General features: G+C 65.9%; 22 protein-coding genes. 8 read left to right on the forward strand and 14 right to left on the reverse strand.

Going from position 1 to position 20,487, the window contains the following annotated elements:
* Positions 1–7: 7 nt before the first annotated feature.
* Positions 8–610, reverse strand: a complete 603-nt coding sequence (locus tag G5C50_RS07755) for a hypothetical protein (protein WP_165067362.1) — start codon at positions 608–610, stop codon at positions 8–10.
* A gap of 78 nt (positions 611–688) precedes the next feature.
* The gene (locus G5C50_RS07760) at positions 689–1,606 is read right to left on the reverse strand and encodes a ThuA domain-containing protein (RefSeq protein ID WP_165067365.1); all 918 of its coding nucleotides are present in this window, start codon (positions 1,604–1,606) and stop codon (positions 689–691) included.
* Positions 1,607–1,946: 340 nt separating this feature from the next.
* On the opposite strand from G5C50_RS07760, the gene G5C50_RS07765 reads away from it, so the two are divergent.
* A complete protein-coding gene (locus tag G5C50_RS07765) occupies positions 1,947–2,258 on the forward strand; it encodes a hypothetical protein (protein ID WP_165067367.1) in 312 nt (103 codons plus the stop codon).
* Positions 2,255–2,608, forward strand: coding sequence for a hypothetical protein (locus G5C50_RS07770; RefSeq protein ID WP_240907008.1), 354 nt, complete (start codon positions 2,255–2,257; stop codon positions 2,606–2,608). Before G5C50_RS07765 ends, G5C50_RS07770 begins: the two co-directional genes overlap by 4 nt.
* 284 nt (positions 2,609–2,892) lie before the next feature.
* On the opposite strand, the gene G5C50_RS07775 is transcribed toward G5C50_RS07770, so the two are convergent.
* Positions 2,893–3,432 carry a molybdopterin-dependent oxidoreductase gene (locus tag G5C50_RS07775; RefSeq protein WP_165067370.1) on the reverse strand — a complete coding sequence of 180 codons (540 nt, stop codon included), beginning with the start codon at positions 3,430–3,432 and terminating at the stop codon, positions 2,893–2,895.
* 115 nt (positions 3,433–3,547) lie between these two features.
* Positions 3,548–4,825, reverse strand: coding sequence for an ATP-binding protein (locus G5C50_RS07780; RefSeq protein WP_165067373.1), 1,278 nt, complete (start codon positions 4,823–4,825; stop codon positions 3,548–3,550).
* A gap of 228 nt (positions 4,826–5,053) precedes the next feature.
* On the opposite strand from G5C50_RS07780, the gene G5C50_RS07785 reads away from it, so the two are divergent.
* From G5C50_RS07785 to G5C50_RS07805, 5 genes are all read left to right on the forward strand, one after another.
* The gene (locus G5C50_RS07785) at positions 5,054–5,938 is read left to right on the forward strand and encodes a serine/threonine protein kinase (protein WP_165067376.1); all 885 of its coding nucleotides are present in this window, start codon (positions 5,054–5,056) and stop codon (positions 5,936–5,938) included.
* A gap of 62 nt (positions 5,939–6,000) precedes the next feature.
* Complete coding sequence (locus G5C50_RS07790; RefSeq protein WP_165067379.1) at positions 6,001–7,038, forward strand: acetyl-CoA carboxylase carboxyltransferase subunit alpha; 1,038 nt, start codon at positions 6,001–6,003, stop codon at positions 7,036–7,038.
* A gap of 35 nt (positions 7,039–7,073) precedes the next feature.
* Complete coding sequence (locus G5C50_RS07795) at positions 7,074–7,604, forward strand: hypothetical protein (protein WP_165067382.1); 531 nt, start codon at positions 7,074–7,076, stop codon at positions 7,602–7,604.
* Between the two features lie 89 nt (positions 7,605–7,693).
* On the forward strand, positions 7,694–8,599 hold the full coding sequence (locus G5C50_RS07800; protein WP_165067385.1) for an alpha/beta hydrolase family protein: 906 nt from the start codon (positions 7,694–7,696) through the stop codon (positions 8,597–8,599).
* 74 nt (positions 8,600–8,673) lie between these two features.
* On the forward strand, positions 8,674–9,180 hold the full coding sequence (locus G5C50_RS07805) for a hypothetical protein (protein ID WP_165067388.1): 507 nt from the start codon (positions 8,674–8,676) through the stop codon (positions 9,178–9,180).
* 55 nt (positions 9,181–9,235) lie between these two features.
* Here G5C50_RS07805 and G5C50_RS07810 read toward each other — a convergent pair whose 3' ends face one another.
* The 10 genes from G5C50_RS07810 to G5C50_RS07855 all read right to left on the reverse strand — a co-directional run bounded on the left by G5C50_RS07810 (position 9,236) and on the right by G5C50_RS07855 (position 18,692).
* A complete protein-coding gene (locus tag G5C50_RS07810; RefSeq protein ID WP_240907009.1) occupies positions 9,236–10,246 on the reverse strand; it encodes a DUF1559 family PulG-like putative transporter in 1,011 nt (336 codons plus the stop codon).
* Between the two features lie 126 nt (positions 10,247–10,372).
* Complete coding sequence (locus tag G5C50_RS07815) at positions 10,373–11,779, reverse strand: glycosyltransferase family 4 protein (RefSeq protein ID WP_165067390.1); 1,407 nt, start codon at positions 11,777–11,779, stop codon at positions 10,373–10,375.
* Positions 11,780–11,825: 46 nt separating this feature from the next.
* Positions 11,826–12,626, reverse strand: a complete 801-nt coding sequence (locus G5C50_RS07820; RefSeq protein WP_165067393.1) for a glycosyltransferase family 4 protein — start codon at positions 12,624–12,626, stop codon at positions 11,826–11,828.
* 29 nt (positions 12,627–12,655) lie between these two features.
* The gene (locus G5C50_RS07825; protein WP_165067396.1) at positions 12,656–13,354 is read right to left on the reverse strand and encodes a RibD family protein; all 699 of its coding nucleotides are present in this window, start codon (positions 13,352–13,354) and stop codon (positions 12,656–12,658) included.
* Complete coding sequence (locus G5C50_RS07830; protein WP_165067399.1) at positions 13,351–14,253, reverse strand: GTP cyclohydrolase, FolE2/MptA family; 903 nt, start codon at positions 14,251–14,253, stop codon at positions 13,351–13,353. The genes G5C50_RS07825 and G5C50_RS07830 overlap by 4 nt, the downstream gene beginning before the upstream one ends.
* 281 nt (positions 14,254–14,534) lie before the next feature.
* Positions 14,535–14,882, reverse strand: coding sequence for a hypothetical protein (locus tag G5C50_RS07835; protein ID WP_165067402.1), 348 nt, complete (start codon positions 14,880–14,882; stop codon positions 14,535–14,537).
* 43 nt (positions 14,883–14,925) lie between these two features.
* Positions 14,926–15,738, reverse strand: a complete 813-nt coding sequence (locus G5C50_RS07840) for a hypothetical protein (RefSeq protein ID WP_240907010.1) — start codon at positions 15,736–15,738, stop codon at positions 14,926–14,928.
* A 28-nt stretch (positions 15,739–15,766) separates the two neighbouring features.
* Positions 15,767–16,903, reverse strand: a complete 1,137-nt coding sequence (locus tag G5C50_RS07845; RefSeq protein ID WP_165067405.1) for a M20 family metallopeptidase — start codon at positions 16,901–16,903, stop codon at positions 15,767–15,769.
* 24 nt (positions 16,904–16,927) lie between these two features.
* Complete coding sequence (menC, locus tag G5C50_RS07850) at positions 16,928–18,040, reverse strand: o-succinylbenzoate synthase (RefSeq protein WP_165067408.1); 1,113 nt, start codon at positions 18,038–18,040, stop codon at positions 16,928–16,930.
* Positions 18,041–18,071: 31 nt separating this feature from the next.
* Entirely contained in the window at positions 18,072–18,692 is a 621-nt protein-coding gene (locus G5C50_RS07855) for a flavin reductase family protein (RefSeq protein WP_165067411.1), read from the reverse strand.
* 229 nt (positions 18,693–18,921) lie between these two features.
* Between G5C50_RS07855 and G5C50_RS07860 the strand changes: the two genes are divergently transcribed.
* Positions 18,922–20,172, forward strand: a complete 1,251-nt coding sequence (locus G5C50_RS07860; protein WP_165067414.1) for a heparan-alpha-glucosaminide N-acetyltransferase domain-containing protein — start codon at positions 18,922–18,924, stop codon at positions 20,170–20,172.
* Positions 20,173–20,487 lie beyond the last annotated feature (315 nt).

Genomic DNA, 20,487 nt, shown 5'->3' on the forward strand with positions numbered 1-20,487 from the left:
AAGAGCATCACCGGAACGATGCGACCACCATCCGAACGCGATCGGGAGGACCGAGCATCGCCAAGCGGGGAATGGCTTCCTTATAGAAATCCGGAACGATTTCAGCGTAGGACTCGGTCCACTCCACTTCCACGCCGCCTCGGTGCCACGACGAGTAGCTGATCGGAAGATCTCGTGGCCAACGCTCGAAGGGAAAGCCTCGTGGGCAGCCGCGGAATAACTCAGCGACGCGCGGATCGACCATCGCCTGCCGCTTCATCAAGCGGGACTCCCAACCGAAGGTGTTCGACTCCGCAAGCGTGAACCAGTTCGCGTTAAAGCCGTTCACATGCTCGTAGCGTCTGAGCCATTTCTCAAGCGGCTCTGAAAGGTCCGAGGGGAGTCCTCGACGCGGAGTGACGGACGCGTACGGCTCGTTCGACCGAATGGTAGTGTTCGATCCGTTCAGGATCGCGGTCAACTCCTTGATGCTGGACTCGAACAGCGCATGAGGCCGGAATTCGGGCTCATCGTCCTCTGGGTAATACTCGGGGTTGGCCTCCATGCCTCCAGGGAAGACCCACGTCTCATTAAGGAGAACTTCCCCGTAGCAATAGCTCGTCACACCCATTTCCAGCGTTCCACCCCTCGGCCAGCTCCGAGGGCCCTCTCCGATCGGAGAGGGCCCAAGTGGCTTCTAGTCGCTCGATCACCGCGTCAGCTTTTTGTAATCCGGCGTGACTTCCTTGATGTTGGGCGTCAGGTCGGCGTCGGCGAGGCCGGTGGACCAGGCAAGGGCCCCGAGGAGCAGGCTCTGGTAGTTGGGGTTGGTCCAGACGTCCTCGCGGTGGCCCATCGAGGTGTAGAAGACGCGGCCGTCGCCGAACTTGCGGGCCCAGGTGGCCGGGTAGTCGGGGCGGTCGTACTCATTGCGGGGGCCGCTCTTCATCCCCTCGGTCTTCTGCACGAGGATGACGCGCAGGTCCTCGGGATGGTTCTTCAGGGCGTACCATTCGTCGTTGATCTTGAACGACGATGACTTGCCGAAGCCGTCGGCCATGCCCGGGAACTTGGGGTCGACGACTTCCATCGTCGCCACCTGCTGCGGCCCGTGCGAGACGAACTCGCCGCCGATCATTCGGATGTAGGCGTCTTCGCCGCTCTTGTCCCGCGGCTTGAAGTGGCCGAAGGTGTCGGCGGCGCAGTGCATGCCGACGAAGCCCTTGCCCTTGCGGATGGCTTCGTAGAAGGCCTTCTCCCCCTCGGCCGAAAGCGGGGGGTTCTTGTCGGTGCCGGGCGTGGTCAGGTCGCCCGTCGTGCAGAAGACGAAGCCGTCCCATTCGCCGATCTTGTCGGGCTCGAACAGGCGGCCGTCCTTCGAGGCGACGACCTCGAAGCCGTGTGCCTTGCCGATCTCGCTGAGGATCTTCTCGGAGTGCGACAGGGCGTCGTCCTTGCGGGCGATCACGGAGTGCTGGAAGCCCGAGCTTTTCGTGAAGTAGAGGATCTTCTTGGGCGCCCGGGCCGAGGCCCCCAAAGCTTTCGAGAACGCACCGGCGCCAAGCCAGGCGGCACCGGCGCCGGCCATGAGCAATTCACGACGGCTGAGCTTCGAATCCTGCGACATGTCGACGTCCTCCATCTGCGTTGCGGCTGTGACCCTGGGGGGATTTCCGGCGTCCGGGATCGAGTCGAAGGATCCCGTGCGACCCTCCTCTTGTACAACGCCCCGACCGACGGTGGAACGGCCCGCCGCCCCGCCGCGCAGATCGTTTCGCCCTCGGAACAAATGCTCAAACGAACACCAGCCAAAGCGGCTTTCCGCTTGCAACCTCCAGCCGACCGGAGTAATCTCCCTGGAGAACCTGGATTCCCAGGTTTGGACCCTCCTCACGACTCATGCGACGCACGGACGCTGACGCCTCGTCAACTAGGTGTCCGGCCGCTGGCCCGGAGACGCTCCAAGGATGACCCAACTCACAGCGCCGCCGGAAGCCGCGGGCAGCTCTACGCTCTCCCGGCTCTCGGTCTCGATCCGCGGCAAACTCCAGTTCATGGACTACCTGGTTCGCGCGGCCGTCGCCGACGTCGAGCGGTTCCAGGACGAACCCGACCCGGGGACTCGGATCTTCATCAAGCAGCTCGTCGAGATGCACACGGCCAACCTCCGGCAGGAAAGCCAGCACATGGACGCCATCGCGGACCTGTGCGATCAGCTGGAAGCGATGGTTCGCACCCCCGAGACCCGCGGCGCCTTCCCGGCCGGAGATCGCTCATGAGCGCCACGACCCAGAACGGCGTCCCGAAGCTGCACGAGTTCCCCAGCCCCGACGACGCCCCGGAGCACGACGAGGGCGCCGCGCCGGCCGATCCGGTCTCGCCGGACCTCCGCCGTTATCTCGCGGAGATCAAGGGCCAGGCCCAGTTCCTGCTCTATCTGGCCGACCAGATCGAGGAGTCCCTGGACCAGCTCGGCCAGGAGGGGGACCCCTGCCACGGGGCCTTCCTCTGCAAGGTGCTGGGGATGTACTCCGCCCAGTTGGAGACCAAGCACCAAGGCCTGGGCGAGAAGATCGCCGAGACCTGCCAGGAAGTCTACATCACCGTCCGCGGCCGCGAGCACAGCTGACGCCGAGGTCGGTTTCAGGTGAAGGGGAGGAAGAGCAGACGCCGCCTCGGTGCGTCGGCCGCGTTTGCACGCGCCCGACGCCGCCGTACGTCTCGCCTCCCCCGGGAATGGGGGGCGAGTGGGAGCACCGCGTTGGAACGTTGGCGGCGCCTGCTCGTCCAAACTGCCAAGCCGCGACGCGACGCTCCGGCTCGCGGCGCGCTCGGTCGCTAGAAAAGGCATCGGCCCCCGCCGCCCGCCTTCATCAATGGTTCCTCCGAAAATCCGGGTTCTGCCGGCGACCGTCAGCGGGGAGTCTCGACGGCCGCCGCCTGCTGAACGGCGATCGACTCGACCATACGCACCCAGCGCGCCGGACGCTTGTCGCCCGGGACGATTAGTCGCAAAGGCCCGACGGGCTCGGCCATCGGCCGGCCGTCGCGACGGTCCGCCAGCAGGACGAGCTTGTCGCTGACGTCGGGATCCAGCTCCGCCAGGGCGAAGACCGCTCGGTAGCCGTCGGAAGCCTCCACGACGACGTAGCAGGCCGTCGCCTTGCCTCCTCGCCCCTTCTCACCGAGCGGAGCGCCGGCCTTGCGGAGGATCTCCACGAGCGGCACTCCCTCGTACTCGGCGCTGACGCCGCCACGGTCGGCCGCCTGAACCTTCGCCCTGGGCATCCCCGCCAGCTCGGTCGCCGAGAGACGGACGGGTGTATCAACCTGACCTGAGACTCGCAGCGACGCCCCCGCCGGCTCCTGGCCCCGTGTCAGGCCGCCGCCGATGCATAGAGCCAGCCCGACCATCCCTCCGGCGAACCACGCCTGCAACCGGCTCCCGATCATGACGACGCCTCCACTCGGCACGAGGGCCGGTCGCCGTCGCCCTTCGAAACGACGCCGCGATCAGGGCCCACCTGAGCCATGATCGCGGGACGTTGGGATCGAATTCAAGCGGCGGTCAGCTGGACTGCCGCAGCTTGGTGAAAAGCTGGCTGTACGGTGCGTGATCGTGCGGAGCCTCCGCGCGGACGTCGCCGCCGAGGATCGATTCGTCCTCGGCTTCCTCGACGGTCTCGGCGACGGCTTCCTCGCCGTCGGCCTCGATCTCGTCTTCGACGGCCGCTTCCTGGGCCGGCTGGGTGAGGCGGTCGCGGTTGCGGGCCCACTCAGACCAGGCCTGAAGGGCGGCGTAGTGGTCCTCGATCAGTTCGCCGTCGGCGGGGGTCGAGGCGGTCATCGCGCCGAAGTCGTGCACGGTCTCTTCCCCGTCGTCCAGGCCGCCGGCCCAGCCGACCTCGATCAAACCGTCCTCGACGCGAAGCGGCGGCTTGCTCGGCAGCAGCGACGCCGGCGCAACGATCGGCCGAACCTCGACCACCGTCTCAGCCCGCGGGGGCTTGCCGTTCGGGAACGCCGTCGCCGGCGGCGAAGCGACCGGCCGGACGACTGGGACGTCCGGGTGCGGAGGAGCGGCCTCGGCCTTCGGAGCCTCCACGAGAGGTCGAAGACGGACGGGGACCGGCTCCACCGGGCGAGCGGCCGCCAGGGCCAGCAGCCGGCGGGGGTTGCCGACGGCGTCGCGATGCAGCAGTTCCAGCTCCTCGCCCTCGACGCCGAGCAGCCGACTGGCCTCCTCAACGTCCAGCGGGGGCAAGTGGAGGTGCTTGGAGAGCCTCGCGGCGACGGCCCGCATCGGCTGCGCGGACATCCGGCGAACCAACTCGGTCCGGCCGACGATCAAGGCTCCGGCGAAGCCTCCCGGCTGACCCAGATTGTCGCAGAGGGTCTCGACCTCGGCCCAGACGTCGGGCCCGGCGTGGAGAGCGTCCTCGACGACCAGGAGCCACGACCGGCCGTCGCGGGCGTCGTCTTCCAGGACCCGGGCGACGGCCAGGCGGAGCGTCGACGGCCGCTCGGGGAGCGGAGCGACGCCCAGTTTGGCGGCGGCCAGAGTCAGGAAGTCGACGGCGTCGAGCGACGGCGAAACCTCGACGACCGCCGCACGCCAACCCGCGGGGAGACCCTCGGCCAGCCGCCGGCGGGTCCAGGTTTTGCCCGCCCCCGGTTCGCCGGTCAGCAGGACCGGACCGGCTTCGGGGCCGCCCGTCAGGGCCGTCGCCAGCGACTCCAGCGCCGAGCGGCGGCTGGCGACCGCGGCGTTCCACGAGCCCGGCCTCGACCCGGCCCGGGATCCCGGGGCGACCTCCTGCGGGGTCATCTGCCGATTCCGATCCATGATCGACCCACTCCTTGGTTCGGGTCCTCGGGCGACGCTCCGTCGCCGTCCGGGGCCTCCGGCTGGTTCCCCCTGCCCCTCCATGATCGACTCTCTACACCTCCACTCTTGAGGGTGTCGGCCGAGGGAGGCCCGGAACGCCTGCACGCGTTGTCCGAACGGCCTGGATTTCGTAGGATATTGCTGGTCGTACAAACTGTACGAACTTCACCTGCAAAGGGGTTGAGATTGGCGACGAGCGGCGGCGCGGCAAGTGCGGAAGATCGTATCGGCGGCTATCGCGTCGTCCGGGTGCTCCATGCCGGCTCCACCGCCCTGGTCATGGAGGTCGTCGATGACTCCACCCATCGTCGCCTGGCCGTAAAACAACTTGCTCCCTCACGTTGCGACGACTCGTCCGAACGCCGCAAGTTCGCCTTCGAGGCCAAGGTCGGGCTTGATCTGCATCACCCCAACCTGATCCGAGTCCTGGAGTACGTCCCCGACCGCGAGCCTTACTTCGTCATGGAGTACTTCCAGGCCCCCAACCTAAAGCTTCCCCTGGTGAAGCCCACGGCCTACCCCATGCCGAAGGACCATCTCCACAAGATCATCCGCCAGGCCGCCACCGGACTGGCCTACATGCATGACAAGGGTTGGGTCCACCGCGACGTGAAGCCGGAGAACATCCTGGCCAACGCCGCCGGCGAAGTCCGGGTGATCGACTACAACATCGCCCTGAGGGCTCGTTCCGGCCTGGCTCGGCTCTTTTCCGGCAAGGTTCCTCGCCAGGGGACGGGGACCTACGTGGCCCCGGAGCAGATCCGCTGCGAGTCCCCCGCACCAACGGCTGACATCTACAGCTTCGGCTGCACCTGCTACGAGCTGACCTGCGGACGGCCTCCGTTTCGGGCCAACTCTCAGCAAGAGCTGCTGAGCAAGCATCAGCGCGAGCGGCCCATACCGCTCTCCTCGCGCGACGAACAGATCACCCCTGAGTTCAACGACCTGATCATGCGGACGCTCCGCAAGCAGCCCGAAGAACGCCTTGCGACCCTTCACGAGTTCCTGACCGCCTTCCGGAATATTCGGATTTATCGAAACGACCCCGATCCGCAAGCCGATAATCAGTAAGAGCCGTATCGCGGATCGATCGAAAGTCCGACGCCCGCCCGTTCCCGAGGATCATGCCCGCCATGCGCAGCGCCCACGAACAGCGACTCCCCTTCGAAGCCCCCATCTACGAGATGGAGCAGCGGCTCGTCGACATGGAGACGCAGTACGCCAAGAACCGCGCCGGGGGCGAAGGCTCGAAGGTCGGCGACCAGATCCGCCTCCTCCGCCGCGAATTGGCCGGGCTGAAGCGTGAGATCTACTCGCAACTGGACCCCTGGCAGACGGTGCAGGTCTCGCGGCATCCCCAGCGACCCCAAACGCGCGACTACATCGACCTGATCTTCGACCAGTTCCTGGAGCTGCACGGCGACCGGGCCATCGGCGACGACCAGGCCATCGTCACCGGTCTGGGCTACCTGGACGACATGAAGGTCATGTTCATCGGCCACCAGAAGGGGAAGAACCTGGCCGAGCGCACGGCCTGCCACTTCGGCTGCGCCCACCCCGAAGGCTATCGCAAGGCGCTCCTGAAGATGCGGTTCGCCGAGAAGTTCGGCCTGCCGATCGTCACCTTCATCGACACCCCCGGCGCCTATCCGGGGATCACGGCCGAGGAGCGCGGGCAGGCCGCGATCATCGCCGAGAATCTGATGGAGATGTCGGGCATCAAGACGCCCATCGTCTGCGTGGTGATCGGCGAGGGGGGGTCGGGAGGCGCGCTGGGGATCGGCATCGGCGACCACCTGGGGATGCTGGAGCACACGTACTACTCGGTCATCAGCCCCGAGGGCTGCGCCACGATCCTCTGGAAGGGGGCCGAGCACGCCCCCAAGGCGGCCGCCGCGCTGAAGTTCACCAGCCGCGACCTTCTCCGCTTCGGGATCATCGACGAGGTCGTGCAGGAGCCCCTCGGCGGCGCCCACCGCGACCACGCCGAGATGTCCGCCAACCTCAAGCAGTTCCTCCTCAGGAACCTCCGCAAACTCGTCGGCGTGCCGAAGGACGAGCTCCTCGACCGCCGCTACGAGAAGTACCGCAAGATCGGCGTCTTCCTCGACCAGGCCGCCGACGCCGAAGCCTCCGAGACGCTCCGCAACGGCCACGCCTCGGCTGTCTGAGGCGACGGTCCCTGACATCACATCAAGGTGCGACGATGGCCGCCGCAAAGCGCAAGGGGCTCTCCGTCGAGGACCTGATGGTTTTTACCGCGACGGCGGCCGTCGTCCTGTCCTTGATCCCGCAACCATCGGCGCCGCACCGAAGGTCGGAGGCGCCGTTCATCGCCTGGTGCCTCCTGCCGATCCCCGTCTTCGCGACGAGATGGTATCGCAGAGCTCGCCCAGTCCTGGTCCGTCGCCTGGGAGTTAGAGGAACGGCCCCCGGGGATCTCGACGACGAATTTGAGATTTCGTCACCCTTCCCGAAGGTCGAGATCCAACCTCGGTTGTTCGACGAACTGGTCGGGAACCTCTGGGACGCGCTCGGGGTGATCTGGATCGTCGCCTCGTTGCTCACTCTCATTCCACCAGTCGGGGAGATCATCATAGGCCTGGGATTCATGTGTCTCGGGACTTTGGCGACGATCCTCCTCCTCAGCGTCCTCGATCGAAACGCCCTCCCCTTCCTGCTGGTCGGGGCCTATGTGATCGGGGGGATCTTGGTAGCCGTCCTGACCGATCAGTGAGATTCACCTACGCGTCTTCTTCGATCAACAATTGTCTCAATCCGGCCGGAGCATTTTTGAGCAAACGGCCTCAGCGGCGAATGAAATCCTTGCCTCCTCAACGTCCTCTCCTCATCGCATTCCTCGGCTTCGGCATCGCCTGCGGCGGTCCCGTGCCCGATGACGACCCGCCACGCCCGACGCCCGGCCTGGAGCTTCGCGACGAGGACTACGCCCAGGCCCGCGCCGGCTTCGCGACCAAGCTCGTCCGCCACGGGCCGTCGCCCGCGCCGAGCAATCCCGCCGCGACGCCGCCCGACGCCGTGGCTGTCGAATACCAGTCTGGCGACCTGCGGCTCCAGGCCTATCGAAACCAAAGGTCAGGCGACGGCGCGAAGCGACCGGCGGTGTTGTTCCTGCACGGCGGCTTCGCCTTCGGCGACGGCGATTGGGAGATGTCCCAGCCGTTTCGCGACGCTGGGTTCGTTGTGATGACGCCCCTCCTGCGCGGGGAGAACGGCCAACCGGGAGACTTCAGCCTCTTCTATAACGAGGTGGACGACGTCCTGGCCGCGGCCGAGACGCTCGCCGCCGAGGCTGACGTCGACCCGCACAACATCTTCGTCACCGGCCACAGCGTCGGCGGCACGCTGGCGATGCTGGCCGCGCTGACGTCCCACCGATTCCGTGCCGCCGCCTCGATGTCCGGCTCGCCCGATGCGGCCGTTTACCTGCAAGCCAGCCGATCGAAGCCCCCGTTCGATGCGACCGACCCGACCGAAATCCGCCTCCGCTCGGCCGTCGCCTACGCATCCAGCTATAAGTGTCCGATCCGGCTCTATTGCGGCGACGAGGAGTTCTGGCTGCAAAGTCCGACCCAGCGCACGGCGATCCTGGCAAAACGGTCGGGCATCGACGCCCAGGCCGTCGAGACGCCCGGCGACCACTTCTCGTCGGTCCCGGAGGCCGTCCGCAGCAGCATCAACTTCTTCCGCAACGTCTCGGCCTCCGAATGAAGAATGCCGCATCATCCAAACCAAAGATGATATCGCAGACCAGGCCACGCCCTCTGTTCACTCTAGGCGATCTGATGGTCTTCACGACCGCCGCGGCCGTCAGTCTGGCCGTTCTGGCGTCGTCTCGCCCTGACCGGTTCGCGACTTATAGCTCGGTCTATGCGGCCATCCTGGCACCGGTTCCGTTCTTCGTCACGATCGCGTTCCGGGCGATTCGTCGATTCTACGCCTGGTATGCGAGCATCGACGTCGAAGCCCCGATCGACGACACGCCTTCCGCGGGCGAACGCCCCCACGACATGATCTGCCACTTCCTGCTTGGAGTCCTCGGGATCCTCTGGATGCCCGTCGCCTTCGTCGACGTTCCGTTGGACACGCCTTGCTTCTCGGCGATACCGATGGCTCTCGGGCTCTGCTTCGTGCCGATGGTGGGGATTTACAGCCTCATGGACCGCGCCTGGTTTCGGCTGGGGTGGATGGCAGCGGCCTTCATCGTTCTGACCGCTATGCCGGAGGCGCTCTCCTTCGCCCTCCCCTCGTTGTTCTCGATCTACGGCTTCACCACACAAACTCAGAGGTGACCCTCGCGCGCGACGACGCCCCGCGACCCTTGGACCGGGGCGTCACCCTCGGATCTCAGTAGGCGTCCGCCGAGATGATCTCACCGTTGGCGCGGGAGATGATGTTGGCGAACACCTGAATGGTTGCGGTTTCCTTGATGAAATGCACTGAACCGTCGGCGAAGAGGTGATGCGCACCGCCAGGGTGGAAGCTGAAGACCTCGTTGGCGTTCGTGCAGTTCGTGTGGCAAGGGCCGGGGTTGCTCATGCCGTCCATCGTGAAGCCGTGAAGTCCGTAGGGGCTGTCACGATCGGCCCAGCCGGCGCCTGAGACGCGGACCCGAGGCGAGGACCCGACCGCGTTCGAGGCCGTAAGCTTGTTGCCCCGCCGCCAGATGTCGGGACGGCCGGCGTCTTCGGAGATGACCAGCGTGTTCGAGGTCCCGTCCACGATCTCGGCGATCGTCCGCACGACGTTGGCCTGCATGACGCCGGCGTACGTCCCCGGCGCAACGAAGCCGGCGTTGACCAGAGTCGCCTGAACGCTGTTGTTCGGGCCGTAGTCGCCGGCGACCGCCTGCCAGCCCTTGAAGCCGCCGGAGTTGTTGGTATCGATCCGCGGCGAGTTCGGCGTCGAGGGGCACATCATCAGGTTCAGGTTCGTCAGCATGACCGTCGAGTTGCCGCGATCGCGAAAATCGAGCATGAGGTTGTATGAGTTGGCGAGATTCCCCTGCTCGGCGAACGGCAGCAGCAAAACCGCCCAGCCATGCTCCACCAACTGGCCCGTGATCAGGGGCCCGACGTTGATGTTGAGCTTCGGGAAAACGTCGTCCACGGCCGCCGGCGCGAAGAATCCGTTGGCGCTCTCGAAATTGTGCAGAGCCAGCCCCATCTGCTTCAGGTTGTTCATGCACTGCATCCGCCTGGCCGCTTCTCGCGCAGCCTGAACAGCGGGCAACAACAGCGAGATCAACACCGCGATGATCGCGATCACCACCAGAAGCTCGATCAGTGTGAATCCGAACCGGACTCGACAGCCGCCGAATGAATACTTTTTAATACACATGTCGTCCTGTGAACTCATCGGTAAGCATTGAATTCGCACAGAGCAAGGACGACAGGGTACTCCTTGAACCTTCGGATCCGATGAATGAAGTGAGAAGAATGCGTTGAGATGCAGGAGCGCGGCGACAGCTTCGCGCAGGCTCCCTCAACCGATGACGCTGAGGTATCCCCGGCGATACCAATCGTCGACGGCGGCTCCGTCGCAGCCGACGGCGGCCGCTTCATCGCGTGTGAAACCTTCGGGAAGGCTGTCCACGAGACGGACCAACCGCGGATCCTCGATGTGGACGCCGTGGTAGTCGTGATAGATCCGATCTCCCCGAAGGTCGCACCAGGGGGCGAGGGCGAAGCGGGTCGATGCACTCATCGGGTCCAGACGATAGCTCATCGGCGGCTGCTTGGTCGCGCCCAGGATCGCGTCGGCGTAGGCTTTGAGTTGATCGGCGACGCTGTAATGGCGACGCAAGTAGGCGAGCGTCTCGGGCGACGTCCGTCGACGCTCCCGGAGGATCGCCGCGGCGCGGGCCGCGGCGTCATCGTGATCGTCGAACGGGACCTTGTCGATCAGGTCGTCGGGCAGGATGGAGCGATTGCTGCTGACGCGGGAAACGATCGCCGGCGTGCCGCAGCCGAGCGACTCGTAGGCCGAGTTGCCGAACGCCTCCACGAAGCTGCCGAGCACGAGCGTCACGCCGCCCAGGCTGTAATACTCGGGCATCAGCCGGTGCGGCAGCCAGCCGTGGAAGACAAAGACCTCGCTCAACCCGCGCCGCCGGATCTCGGCGGCCATGTCGTCCAGGTAGCGCGCCATCTCGGGCGTCTCGGGCGCGTCGAACCACTGGGGTGCCAGCACCTTCAGGTCGTGGAAGCGGTACTGGTTCACGAGACGATCGACGACCTCAATGGTCTGCTTCAGCCCCTTGGTCAACTCGGGCCGATGCGGGTGCAGAACGATTGTGTGCCGGGAGGGATCGACGCCGAGGATGCCGAGCAATTCAGCGGACGGCGGCGTCGGCCGGAAGAATTCCCAGTCGAAACCGTTGGGGATCACCCGCGTCCGAGGGCTGAGATCGGTCAGGAATCGCCCGGCGGTGGCCAGCACCGAATCGCGGCAATAGTCGGTCACGGCGATCAGGGCGTCGGCCTGGAACAAGAAGCTCCCCAGCATCGTCTCCGGATAGACGCAGTCGCGGAGAGAGACCACGCTCGGCACAGCGTGGCAGAGCGCAGGGAAGAGGATCTCGCCGTCGTGGAGGTAGAGCCGATCCGCGTCTGCCAACTCGTCGGCTACCTGCTGGATGATGTCGGCGAAGCGGTACGCCGGCACGTCGTAGGGCATCGGGAACGGCTGCTTGAAGTTGAAGCGCCGCTTCACGATCACGCGATCCCCCCAGCGCAGGTCGGTATCCTCGCCGGGTCTCGCCGTGCAGAGGACGGTCACGTCGTGGCCAAGGTCGCCCAGATGCTCCGCGATCCGCCGCAGGTGCTTTGTCGACCCGCCGATCACCTTGTCGGCGAAGAGCGGGTTGATGGTGCCGATGACGATCTTCACGGGGCCGTCCCTTCCGAGATCGATGAATGCCAGGCCTTCACGGCGGTCAAGCCCGAAGGAGAGCCTGAAAGAGCAGGTCGTGCTCGTCCACCCAGGCCCGCCAGGTGCGAGTCATGACGTGTTCGCGGAGGGCCTGTCGCTTGGCGACAAGGCCCAGCAGAATACGACGCAGCGCCTCGACGTCGCCGGTTGGGTACTCAATGTGAGGAAACTCCTCGACCCAACCGATCGGCGGAGCGATGACCTCCTTGCCGCAGGCGAGAGCCTCGAGCATGCACATGGGTCCGCCCTCGTAAAGCGAGCTGATCAGGATGTAGTCCTGGTCATTGTAGAAGGCGGGCATGCCCGAAACGTCGATCATGCGCCCCCCGCCGGGCCAGCCTCGCCCAGTGAAACTCCAGCGAATCCCAGGCAGATCGAGGAGCTGCGCGATAATCGCCTCGCCCTTGCGTCCCGAATCATACGTTCGACCGACGACGCCGATACGGACTTCGGGGCGGAAGAAGTCGAGGTCGACCCCGGGCGAGATGACCGAGACGGCCGACACACCCTTTTGAACCATGGCCTCGGCGTATCGGAGAGACTGGCATGTGCAGTGATCAAAATCGCGGGCCGCGGCCCAAAACTTCGCCCGACGTTCCTCGTCGGCCTCGATGTGCGTGAAAAAGCCCGCCACCCGAGGTGCCGTGCGGCGAGCGTATGTCAGATAGGGGAGGTGGTAACAAAGCGTGGCGCCCGATCGATCGTCGAGGCCATAGGCGACATCGTCGAGTTCCCTCGTCAGCCGCGAGGCGAGTTGCTCGATGATCCAGCCCTCATCGCAGATCTTGATGTAGATCGATTTCATAAGCCGCGGCGGACGAAAGACTGTTGGGATCAGCGCCGAGCCGATGCCTTAGCCCGGTAGGATAAGAAGAGTCGTCCCGAGGCTCCCTGTCGAACCGACTCCAGAACCAACGGTCGAACCGATGCCCCCGGGAAGCCCGCCCCGCCGAACGCCGTGGGAGCCTTGTCGCCGCCGAAGACGAGGGGGCAAATCGTCAGGTGAATCCGGTCGACCAATCCCGCCGCGATCATGGCGAAATTCAGCGAGCCGCCGCCTTCGAGGAGAAGATGACGCATGCCGCGTTCACCAAGCTCCGCCACGGCCTGCTCCAAATCGAGATCGCCGGAAGCCGTCGAAACCGCGATGACTTCCGCAGCACCCTTCAGTCCCTCGACCCGATCCTTTGGAGCGTCGTCGCCGCAGACGACGAACCTTCGGACGCCCGGCGTTTCGAAGAAGCGAGAGCCTTTCACGGGAAAGTCCAGCGACCGGCTCACGATGACGCCGTCGGGTTGGTCGGGCTTGCCGGCATCGCGTCGGTGGGCGACCTTCTCCACTGCTTTGATGGTGAGCGGCGGGTCTTCCTCGCGGAGCGTCCCGGCACCGATCATCACGGCGTCGGCCTCGGCGCGGAGGTCTTCCATCAGGGCTCGGTCTTCAGGACCGCCGAAGCCGTGAAGGTCGCGGTCGGCCGTCGTGAGCTTGCCGTCGATCGAGATCGCGGCGTTCATCGCGATGAACGGTCTCATGTGTCGGCGAAGATCCGATCGAGTTCGGCGACCTTGAATTCGATCTCCCCCTCCAGGTCGAAGTCGTGGATCGACTCCATGCTGGACGACTGGATTCGAATGGTCGCGTTCGGGTGGTCGCGGGCGATCAGCCTGTAAACGCTGTACGTCAACTCGCGGATCACATCCTCGAGGAACTGAGCCTTCACGTGCGAGCGGTGGACGTTGAGCAGTTCGAACTCCCTGGGCAGCGTGTTCTGGCTGCGGACAACCACCTGGTCGAGGCAGGCAACGAGCGGCTCCAGCGGGATCGGCCTCTCGGCGCCGGCGATCGTGATCGTCGTCCGACACCGCTGGGAATGCGTCAGCAGAGGCATCCGCGTCTCCGAGAGCACGCGATTCAGCGCCTCGTGATCGGGCCCGAAGCTGTTCCGATACGTCTCCTGCACGCAGGGGCAGGCCGTGATGTGGCTGAACCCCACGCTCTGGGAGAACGTCGCGACGCCGTTTCGCGTCACGGCCTCGGCCGCCAGTTCCAGATGCTCGAGCGACGCCTTGTTCTTCACGCCCCGGACCTGTTCGAGGTACGTGAGAACGCCACGGACGGCGACTGACGCCGTTTCGCTTTCCTGGACGACCCGCAACTCGTCGTGCACGCGACGGGCGTAGTGCGAGAGCGACGAATAGGTCTCACCGGCCAGCCGAGCGAGGAGGTCGCCGATCCGCGAGACGTGGATCCCGCGACGTTCGGCCGCCAGGTCGACGAAGGTGTCGACGTCGCAGGAAAGGTCGACCGTCCCGGATCCGCCGAGAGGATCGGTCAGCCGCACCGGGATCGAGCTGCGGGTCAACCCCATGCGCCGGATCTGCAACGGCAGTCGCGCGGCCTGGTTGGGGATGTCGTGGCCCCCGTCGTTCATCGCGGCGATCGTCTGCTCGGCCGTCCTCGCAAAGGTCTGGTTGAAACCCCGACGAGATCGTTGGTGGCTGGGCGGCGACGCGCTCGAGAAAGGCTGGTCGGGGGTCGGCTGATCCGGCATGGTCACCGCGGGGTCGAGATTCGGGGTGCGTCGTAAATCGGCCCTGGTCGAAGAGGTTCGCCGAGGCGTGCCGCTGGCTGACATTGTAGACGCGAAGGTCCTGGGGGTCCAACCGACGAGAGGGTCGCGATCCAAGTCAGAGCCTCCGTCGATTGTCCGTCTCAAGGGTGGGGTGGATCGGGAGCAACGGGCGCACGGGGATGCAGGGCGGCCTCGCGATACTTCTTCTTGACACTTTCAAACCACGGGATCATCCGACGAGTCCATTCGGGGTCGAGGAGGAAAGGGTTATCCATGGCTGCCTCGGCCTTATCGGCTCGGATCGCGGGGTCCATCGCAACGATCTCGCGACAGCGACGTTCCATCCGCTCGGCCGAGTTCGCGCGCCGTCGGTACTCCGCGACCCGGATGCTCATCCTCACGAAGTCGATCAATCCGAGCACCATCGCCGCGACGGCCACCAGCCCCATCATCTGCCGTACGGTCAACTTCACGCGGAGGCTTCGCATTCGTCGATCCTGGATGGGCTGACGACGACCGGAAGCTCCGCCCTCAGTCGTCGCTTCGGGGCTGCAGGATGTAGCCGCACCGGTTCTCATCATCCCGGACGAAGCCGGCGGCCTCGTAGCCGGCGGCGAAGGCCGAAGTCATGGCCTGTCGGACGGCCTTACGCCAGGCTTCGGCGGCCTGGTGATCGGTCTTGCGGAGGGCGGCGGCGTCGCGAGGAATCGGCAGCCAGAGGCGATCGCCGGCGGGCGCGGCGACGGCCTCGGGACGACCATCGCGGACGGCGATCAAACTCGGAGCGCCGCCCGGGTCGGCGATGGGTTTGAGATCCTCCTCCACCTCCCACTCGGCGATGACGCGGTCGGTGGGGACGCCGGCGTTGAGGGCGTCGGTGCGCGGGCCGTACATGTCGTCGACGTACTTGCGGACCCTGGCCCCGAGCTTCGCCAGGTTGAACCGTGCGTTGCCGGACTGGAGCGGATCGAAGGCCCAGGCGATGACGGGGATCCCCTCGGCTCGGGCGAAGTCGCGCTGGAGCAGCTTCACCTCGCGGCCCAGCCCCAGCGACTGCTTGCCGGGCACGACTCCCGTCAGTTGCGAGTACAGGCAGAGCCGCCCCTCGACCTTCCCCAGGAAAGCGAACGACATCGCCACGGCCGAGCCGTCCTCCTGAAAGGCTCCCAGCACCAGCCCGCCGTGCAGGTTGGCCCCGACCATCGTCGCGACCGGGATGACGTAACCGTCCTCGGTGATCCCCCACGCCTTGCGCTGGGCTTCCTGACAGGCGAAGTACTCGGCCGGGGTCTCCGCTCGACGGAGGACGACGCCGCCATCCAGGACGCGACAAAATTCGGACATATCAGCGTTCTTTCGTAGTGGCTTGAACTCAGACTTCCAGCAACAGCGCGGCCAGCAACGCCGCGCGTTCGGGGATCGTGTCGACGATGATGTGCTCGTTGTCGGCGTGGGCGCCGCCGCCGAGCGTCCCCAGGCCGTCGAGCGTCGGCGTCCCGGCGGCGGCGGTGAAGTTGCCGTCGCTGCCGCCTCCGGTCGAGCCTTCGGTGAGGGCCAGGCCGAGCTTCGTCCCGAGCGTGCGGGCCTGCTCGAAGAGCGCGACGACGCCCGGCCCACGTTCCATCGGCGGCCGGTTGAAGCCGCCGGAGATCGTCACCCGCGTCCCGGGCGTCACGGCCGTCAGCCCGGCCATCGCCTTCTCCAGGGCCGCCGCGCCGGCGAGCGTCACCGCGCGGGCGTCGACCTCGGCCGAGGCATTCGCCGGAACCACGTTGGGGGTCGTCCCCCCTTGCACCAGGCCGACGTTCACCGTCGTCCCGGACGCCCGGTCGTTGAACGTCTGGATCTTGAGAATCTGATGCGCCAACTCGACGATCGCGCTGGCCCCCTGCTCCGGCGCGACGCCCGCGTGAGCCGCCTTCCCCTCGATCGTCAGATGGAAACGGCCGACACCCTTCCGCGCCGTCTTGAGCGAGCCGTCAGCCAGCGGCGGTTCCAGGATCAGGGCGTGCGCGCTCTCGCGGGCGAGGTCTTCGATCAGGGCCCGGGAAGTCTTGCTCCCCACTTCCTCGTCCGACGTGAACAGCGCCGTGATCGGCCGCCTCGGCTTCAGGCCCAGGGCCGCGAAGGCTTCCAGCACGGCGGCGACGAGGATCAGGCTGGTCTTCATGTCGTAGACGCCGGGCCCGTACAGCTTCCCGCCGTCGCGGCGGAACGGCAACCGGGCGAGCGTCCCCACCGGCCAGACGGTGTCGAAGTGGCCGACCACCAGCGCCGGCTTCTCGTGGATCGAGCCGAAGAAGCGGCCGACGAGGTGATCGCCCGTCGGGTTGGCTAGTTGATCGACCTCGCCGCCGAGCCCTCGCCAGCGATCGGCGATGCCCCCCGCCAGGGCGTCGAGCCGAGCCTTGTCGCCGCTGGGGGACTCGTGCTCGACGAGGCCCCGCAACTCCTCCAGGTATTTCTCCAGACGGTCGGCGACGAACGAGCGGACGGCTTGCGGGTTCATGGCGGGCTCGGATCGGAAACAGGGTCAGGCCCCGGCGCGGAGGGTCGCTGCGCGGAGGGTGTTCTTCTTGATGCGGTCGACGACAGGCTCGACGCCCAGGCCCGGCCCTTCGAAGACGGCGATCGCACCGTTGGGGGCCAGGATCGTCGGCTCGACGACGTCCTCGCGATAGTACTTGTCCGACCCGGAGACGTCGCCGGGGAGCGAGAACCCCCGCAGGCTGGCGACCGCCACATTCGCTGCGCGGCCAATTCCGAACTCGTGCATACCGCCGCACCAGACGGGGATGTCGTGCTCGCGGCAGACGTCGTGGATCCGCTTCGCCTCCAGCGGCCCGCCCACGCGACTCACCTTGATGTTGATGACGCGGCAGGCCTTCAGCTCGATCGCCTTGCGGGCGTCCTCGGCCGAGTGGATGCTCTCGTCCAGGCAGACGGGCGTTTTGAGCGCGGCCTGGAGCTTCACGTGGTCGATGATGTCGTCGTGAGCCAGAGGCTGCTCGATCAGGAGCAGATCGAAGTCATCCAGCTTCTTCAACAGGTCGACGTCCGCCAACGTGTAGGCCGAGTTGGCGTCAACCTGTAGCGGGATGTCGGGGTAGCGCTCGCGGACCTGGCGGACGACGTCGACGTCCCACCCCGGGGCGATCTTCAGCTTGATACGACGATAGCCCTCAGCGCGATACTGGTCGATGTTTTCGAACACCGCGCCGATATCCGACTCAATGCCCAAACTCACTCCCGAGAGAACCTCGGTCCGCGTGCCGCCCAGCATGCGATGCAGAGGCAACCCCTGCGACCGCGCCAGGGCGTCCCAGCAGGCCATCTCCAGCCCGGCGCGGGCGAACCCGTTTCCCTTCACTTTCTTGTAGAAGGCCGTCAGCTCCTCGATCGTGTCCCAGGGCTTGCCCAGGGTCATGGGGGCGAGGAAGTCGTGAAGGATGTGCCAGCAGGTTTCGGTCGTCTCCGGGCAGTAGAACGGGTCGGACGGGCTGGCGCACTCTCCCCAGCCTTCGACGCCGTCGGCGACGACCCGCACGAGGATGTGGTCCAGGTGCGCCTTGCGGCTGGAGCTCGTCTGAAACGGGCGGATGAGGGGGAGGCGGACAATGGCGAGGTCGATCTGTTCGATACGCATAATTTCAGCTTGGTTCTGCAGGCCGGGAATGTCAAGCAGAGGTGGACGGTCGGAACATCTGGAACAGGTGATCGACCTCTGCGTAGTCGGCCTGGTAGCCGCAACGGGCAATCGTCCGGGCGAGGGTCATGTCGAACAGGCCGTCCTTCAGACAGGCCGTGTCGATGTGGACGCCGACGACTTGCCCCAGCACCAGATGGTTGGTCGTCTCGGCCCCGGCCAAATCCTTGATCGTGACGACCTGAAGAAGCTTGCACTCCAGGGCCGCCGGCGACTCGGCGACCTTCGGAACGTCGACCATCCGGCAAGGAGCCGCGGTCAGGCCGGCGAGCACCATCTCATCGACCTCCGGCGGGACCGCCGCCGAGGTGACGTTCATCGCCTCAGCGAGCGCCATCGTCGCCAGGTTGGCCACGAATTCCCCGGTCTCCTCGATGTTTCGCAGGCTGTCCTTGCGGCCGGTGCTGCTGAACCCCACCACGGGAGGCGCGTCGCAGAAGGCGTTGAAGAAGCTGTAGGGCGCGAGGTTCACCCGCCCCTGACGATCCCGCGACGAGATCCAGCCGATGGGGCGCGGGGCGACGATCGCCTTGAACGGGTCGTGCGGCAGGCCGTGGCCGCGTGCGGGCTCGTAGAAATAGACGTCGCTCAAGACCGCTCCCCTTCTCGTTCGTCGTCGCGTCCCGTCGAGCCTGGCGTGGGTCGACGATCGCATTATAGACGGAAGCACCTTCCGGGAAGGGCCACGCCGACGACTCCCGTCGGCTCGCTCGTCAAAATCCTTCTCGCCGCGTCCCTCCTCGTTGCCGACGCCCCACCGGCCCGTTACGATCGTCGCTCCCAAGTCTCCAGCAGGTCGAATCAACAAGCGAGGGCCGCCCATGAGCGCCGACCCTGGGGTCGTCACGGCCACGACGCCGACGTCGTCATCCCGAATCGTCTCGATGGACCAGTTTCGCGGCTACACGGTCGCGGGGATGTTCCTCGTGAACTTCGTGGGGGGGCTGAAGGCCTTCCCGGAGATCATCAAGCACCACGATTTCTACTTCAGCTACGCCGACACCATCATGCCGGCGTTCCTCTTCGCGGCCGGCTTCTCGTTCCGGCTCTCAGCGCTGAAGCGGCTGGAGAAGACCGGGTCGATTCCCTACCTCCATTTCATCTGGCGCAGTCTGGCGCTGATCCTGATCTCGCTGATCATGTACGGCGCGGAGGACATCGAGATCAAGAAATGGGATGAGCTGGCCAAGGCCCCCGGCCTCTACATCCTGGGGATCCTCAAGGCCGACCTCTGGGAGACGCTGGCGATCATCGGCGTGGCGCAGATCCTCGTGCTGCCGTGGATCGCGACGGCCTTCCGGGTCCGGCTGATCGCGGCGGTCGTCTACATGGCGGTCGCCCTGGCGCTGGCCTGGTCGTTCAACGTCTTCTTCATCTACGCTCAACCGAACTGGATGGACGACCTCTGGGGAACCGTCGGCAAGGGGGCCTGGGACGGCGGCTTCTTCGGGCCGATCAGTTGGGCCGTGCCCATGCTCTTCGGCACGCTCGTCTACGACGTGACGGCGAGCCATGCGCCCGGTGCGGCGTCGCGGAAGCTTCTGTTCTGGGGGCTCGTGCTGGCGGGGCTCGGCTACGGGCTCAACTGCCTGGCGACGCTCTACGACACGCGACACGGGCAGGTCGAGGTCGTCGGCAAGGACGTGGCCGCGTCGCCCGTCGTCCCGCCCTTCGGCAACGCCGGCGGTCGGCCGGTTAGTTCGCTGCTGGCGACGCCCCCGTTCATCGAGCCGCCGCCGAAGAGCGTGTTGCCGGTGAACTACTGGCAGATCAACAAGAAGCTGGTGAGCCTGCCGTTCGTCCTCTTCGCGTCGGGCTTCGCGATCGCGCTCTACGCTTTGTTCATCCCCGCGTGCGACGTCGCCGGCATGCGGCTGGGGCTCTTCCGCACGCTGGGCCAGAACCCGCTGGCGGCCTACGTCATCCATCACTACGTCGAAGGCGCCGTCCACGCCGCGACCCCCAAGGACTCGCCCCTCTGGTACGCGGCGACCGCCCTCGCGGTCTTTTTTGTGCTTTCATGGATGTTTATTCGTTCGCTCGAAAAGCGGGGCGTCCAGATCCGATTGTGAGAGAAATTAGATCTTGGGCCGACGCGCCGAAGTTCGACGCCGAGAGAAATCAAGGGACTTGGTCTGAAAAACAGTGAACCTCCGAGAATCCATTTTCGATTTTCCAAGGGGCGCGTTAGCATCCTCAACGCCTGCAGTCGCAGGCTCCGAAATACGGGTCGTTCCGCAGTGACCTTTCGCGGAACGGTTCCGATGTCCTGACGAAGTTTGCACCTGAGTTTCGCGTTCAAGATCGCACGAGGATCGCCGGTCGGAGCCGTCGTCGGAGGACGACCGACCTGCGATGAGTCTCCAGCACGGATCACGACGCGCCCC

Origin of the sequence: Paludisphaera rhizosphaerae (assembly GCF_011065895.1) — a bacterium.
GTDB lineage: Bacteria > Planctomycetota > Planctomycetia > Isosphaerales > Isosphaeraceae > Paludisphaera > Paludisphaera rhizosphaerae.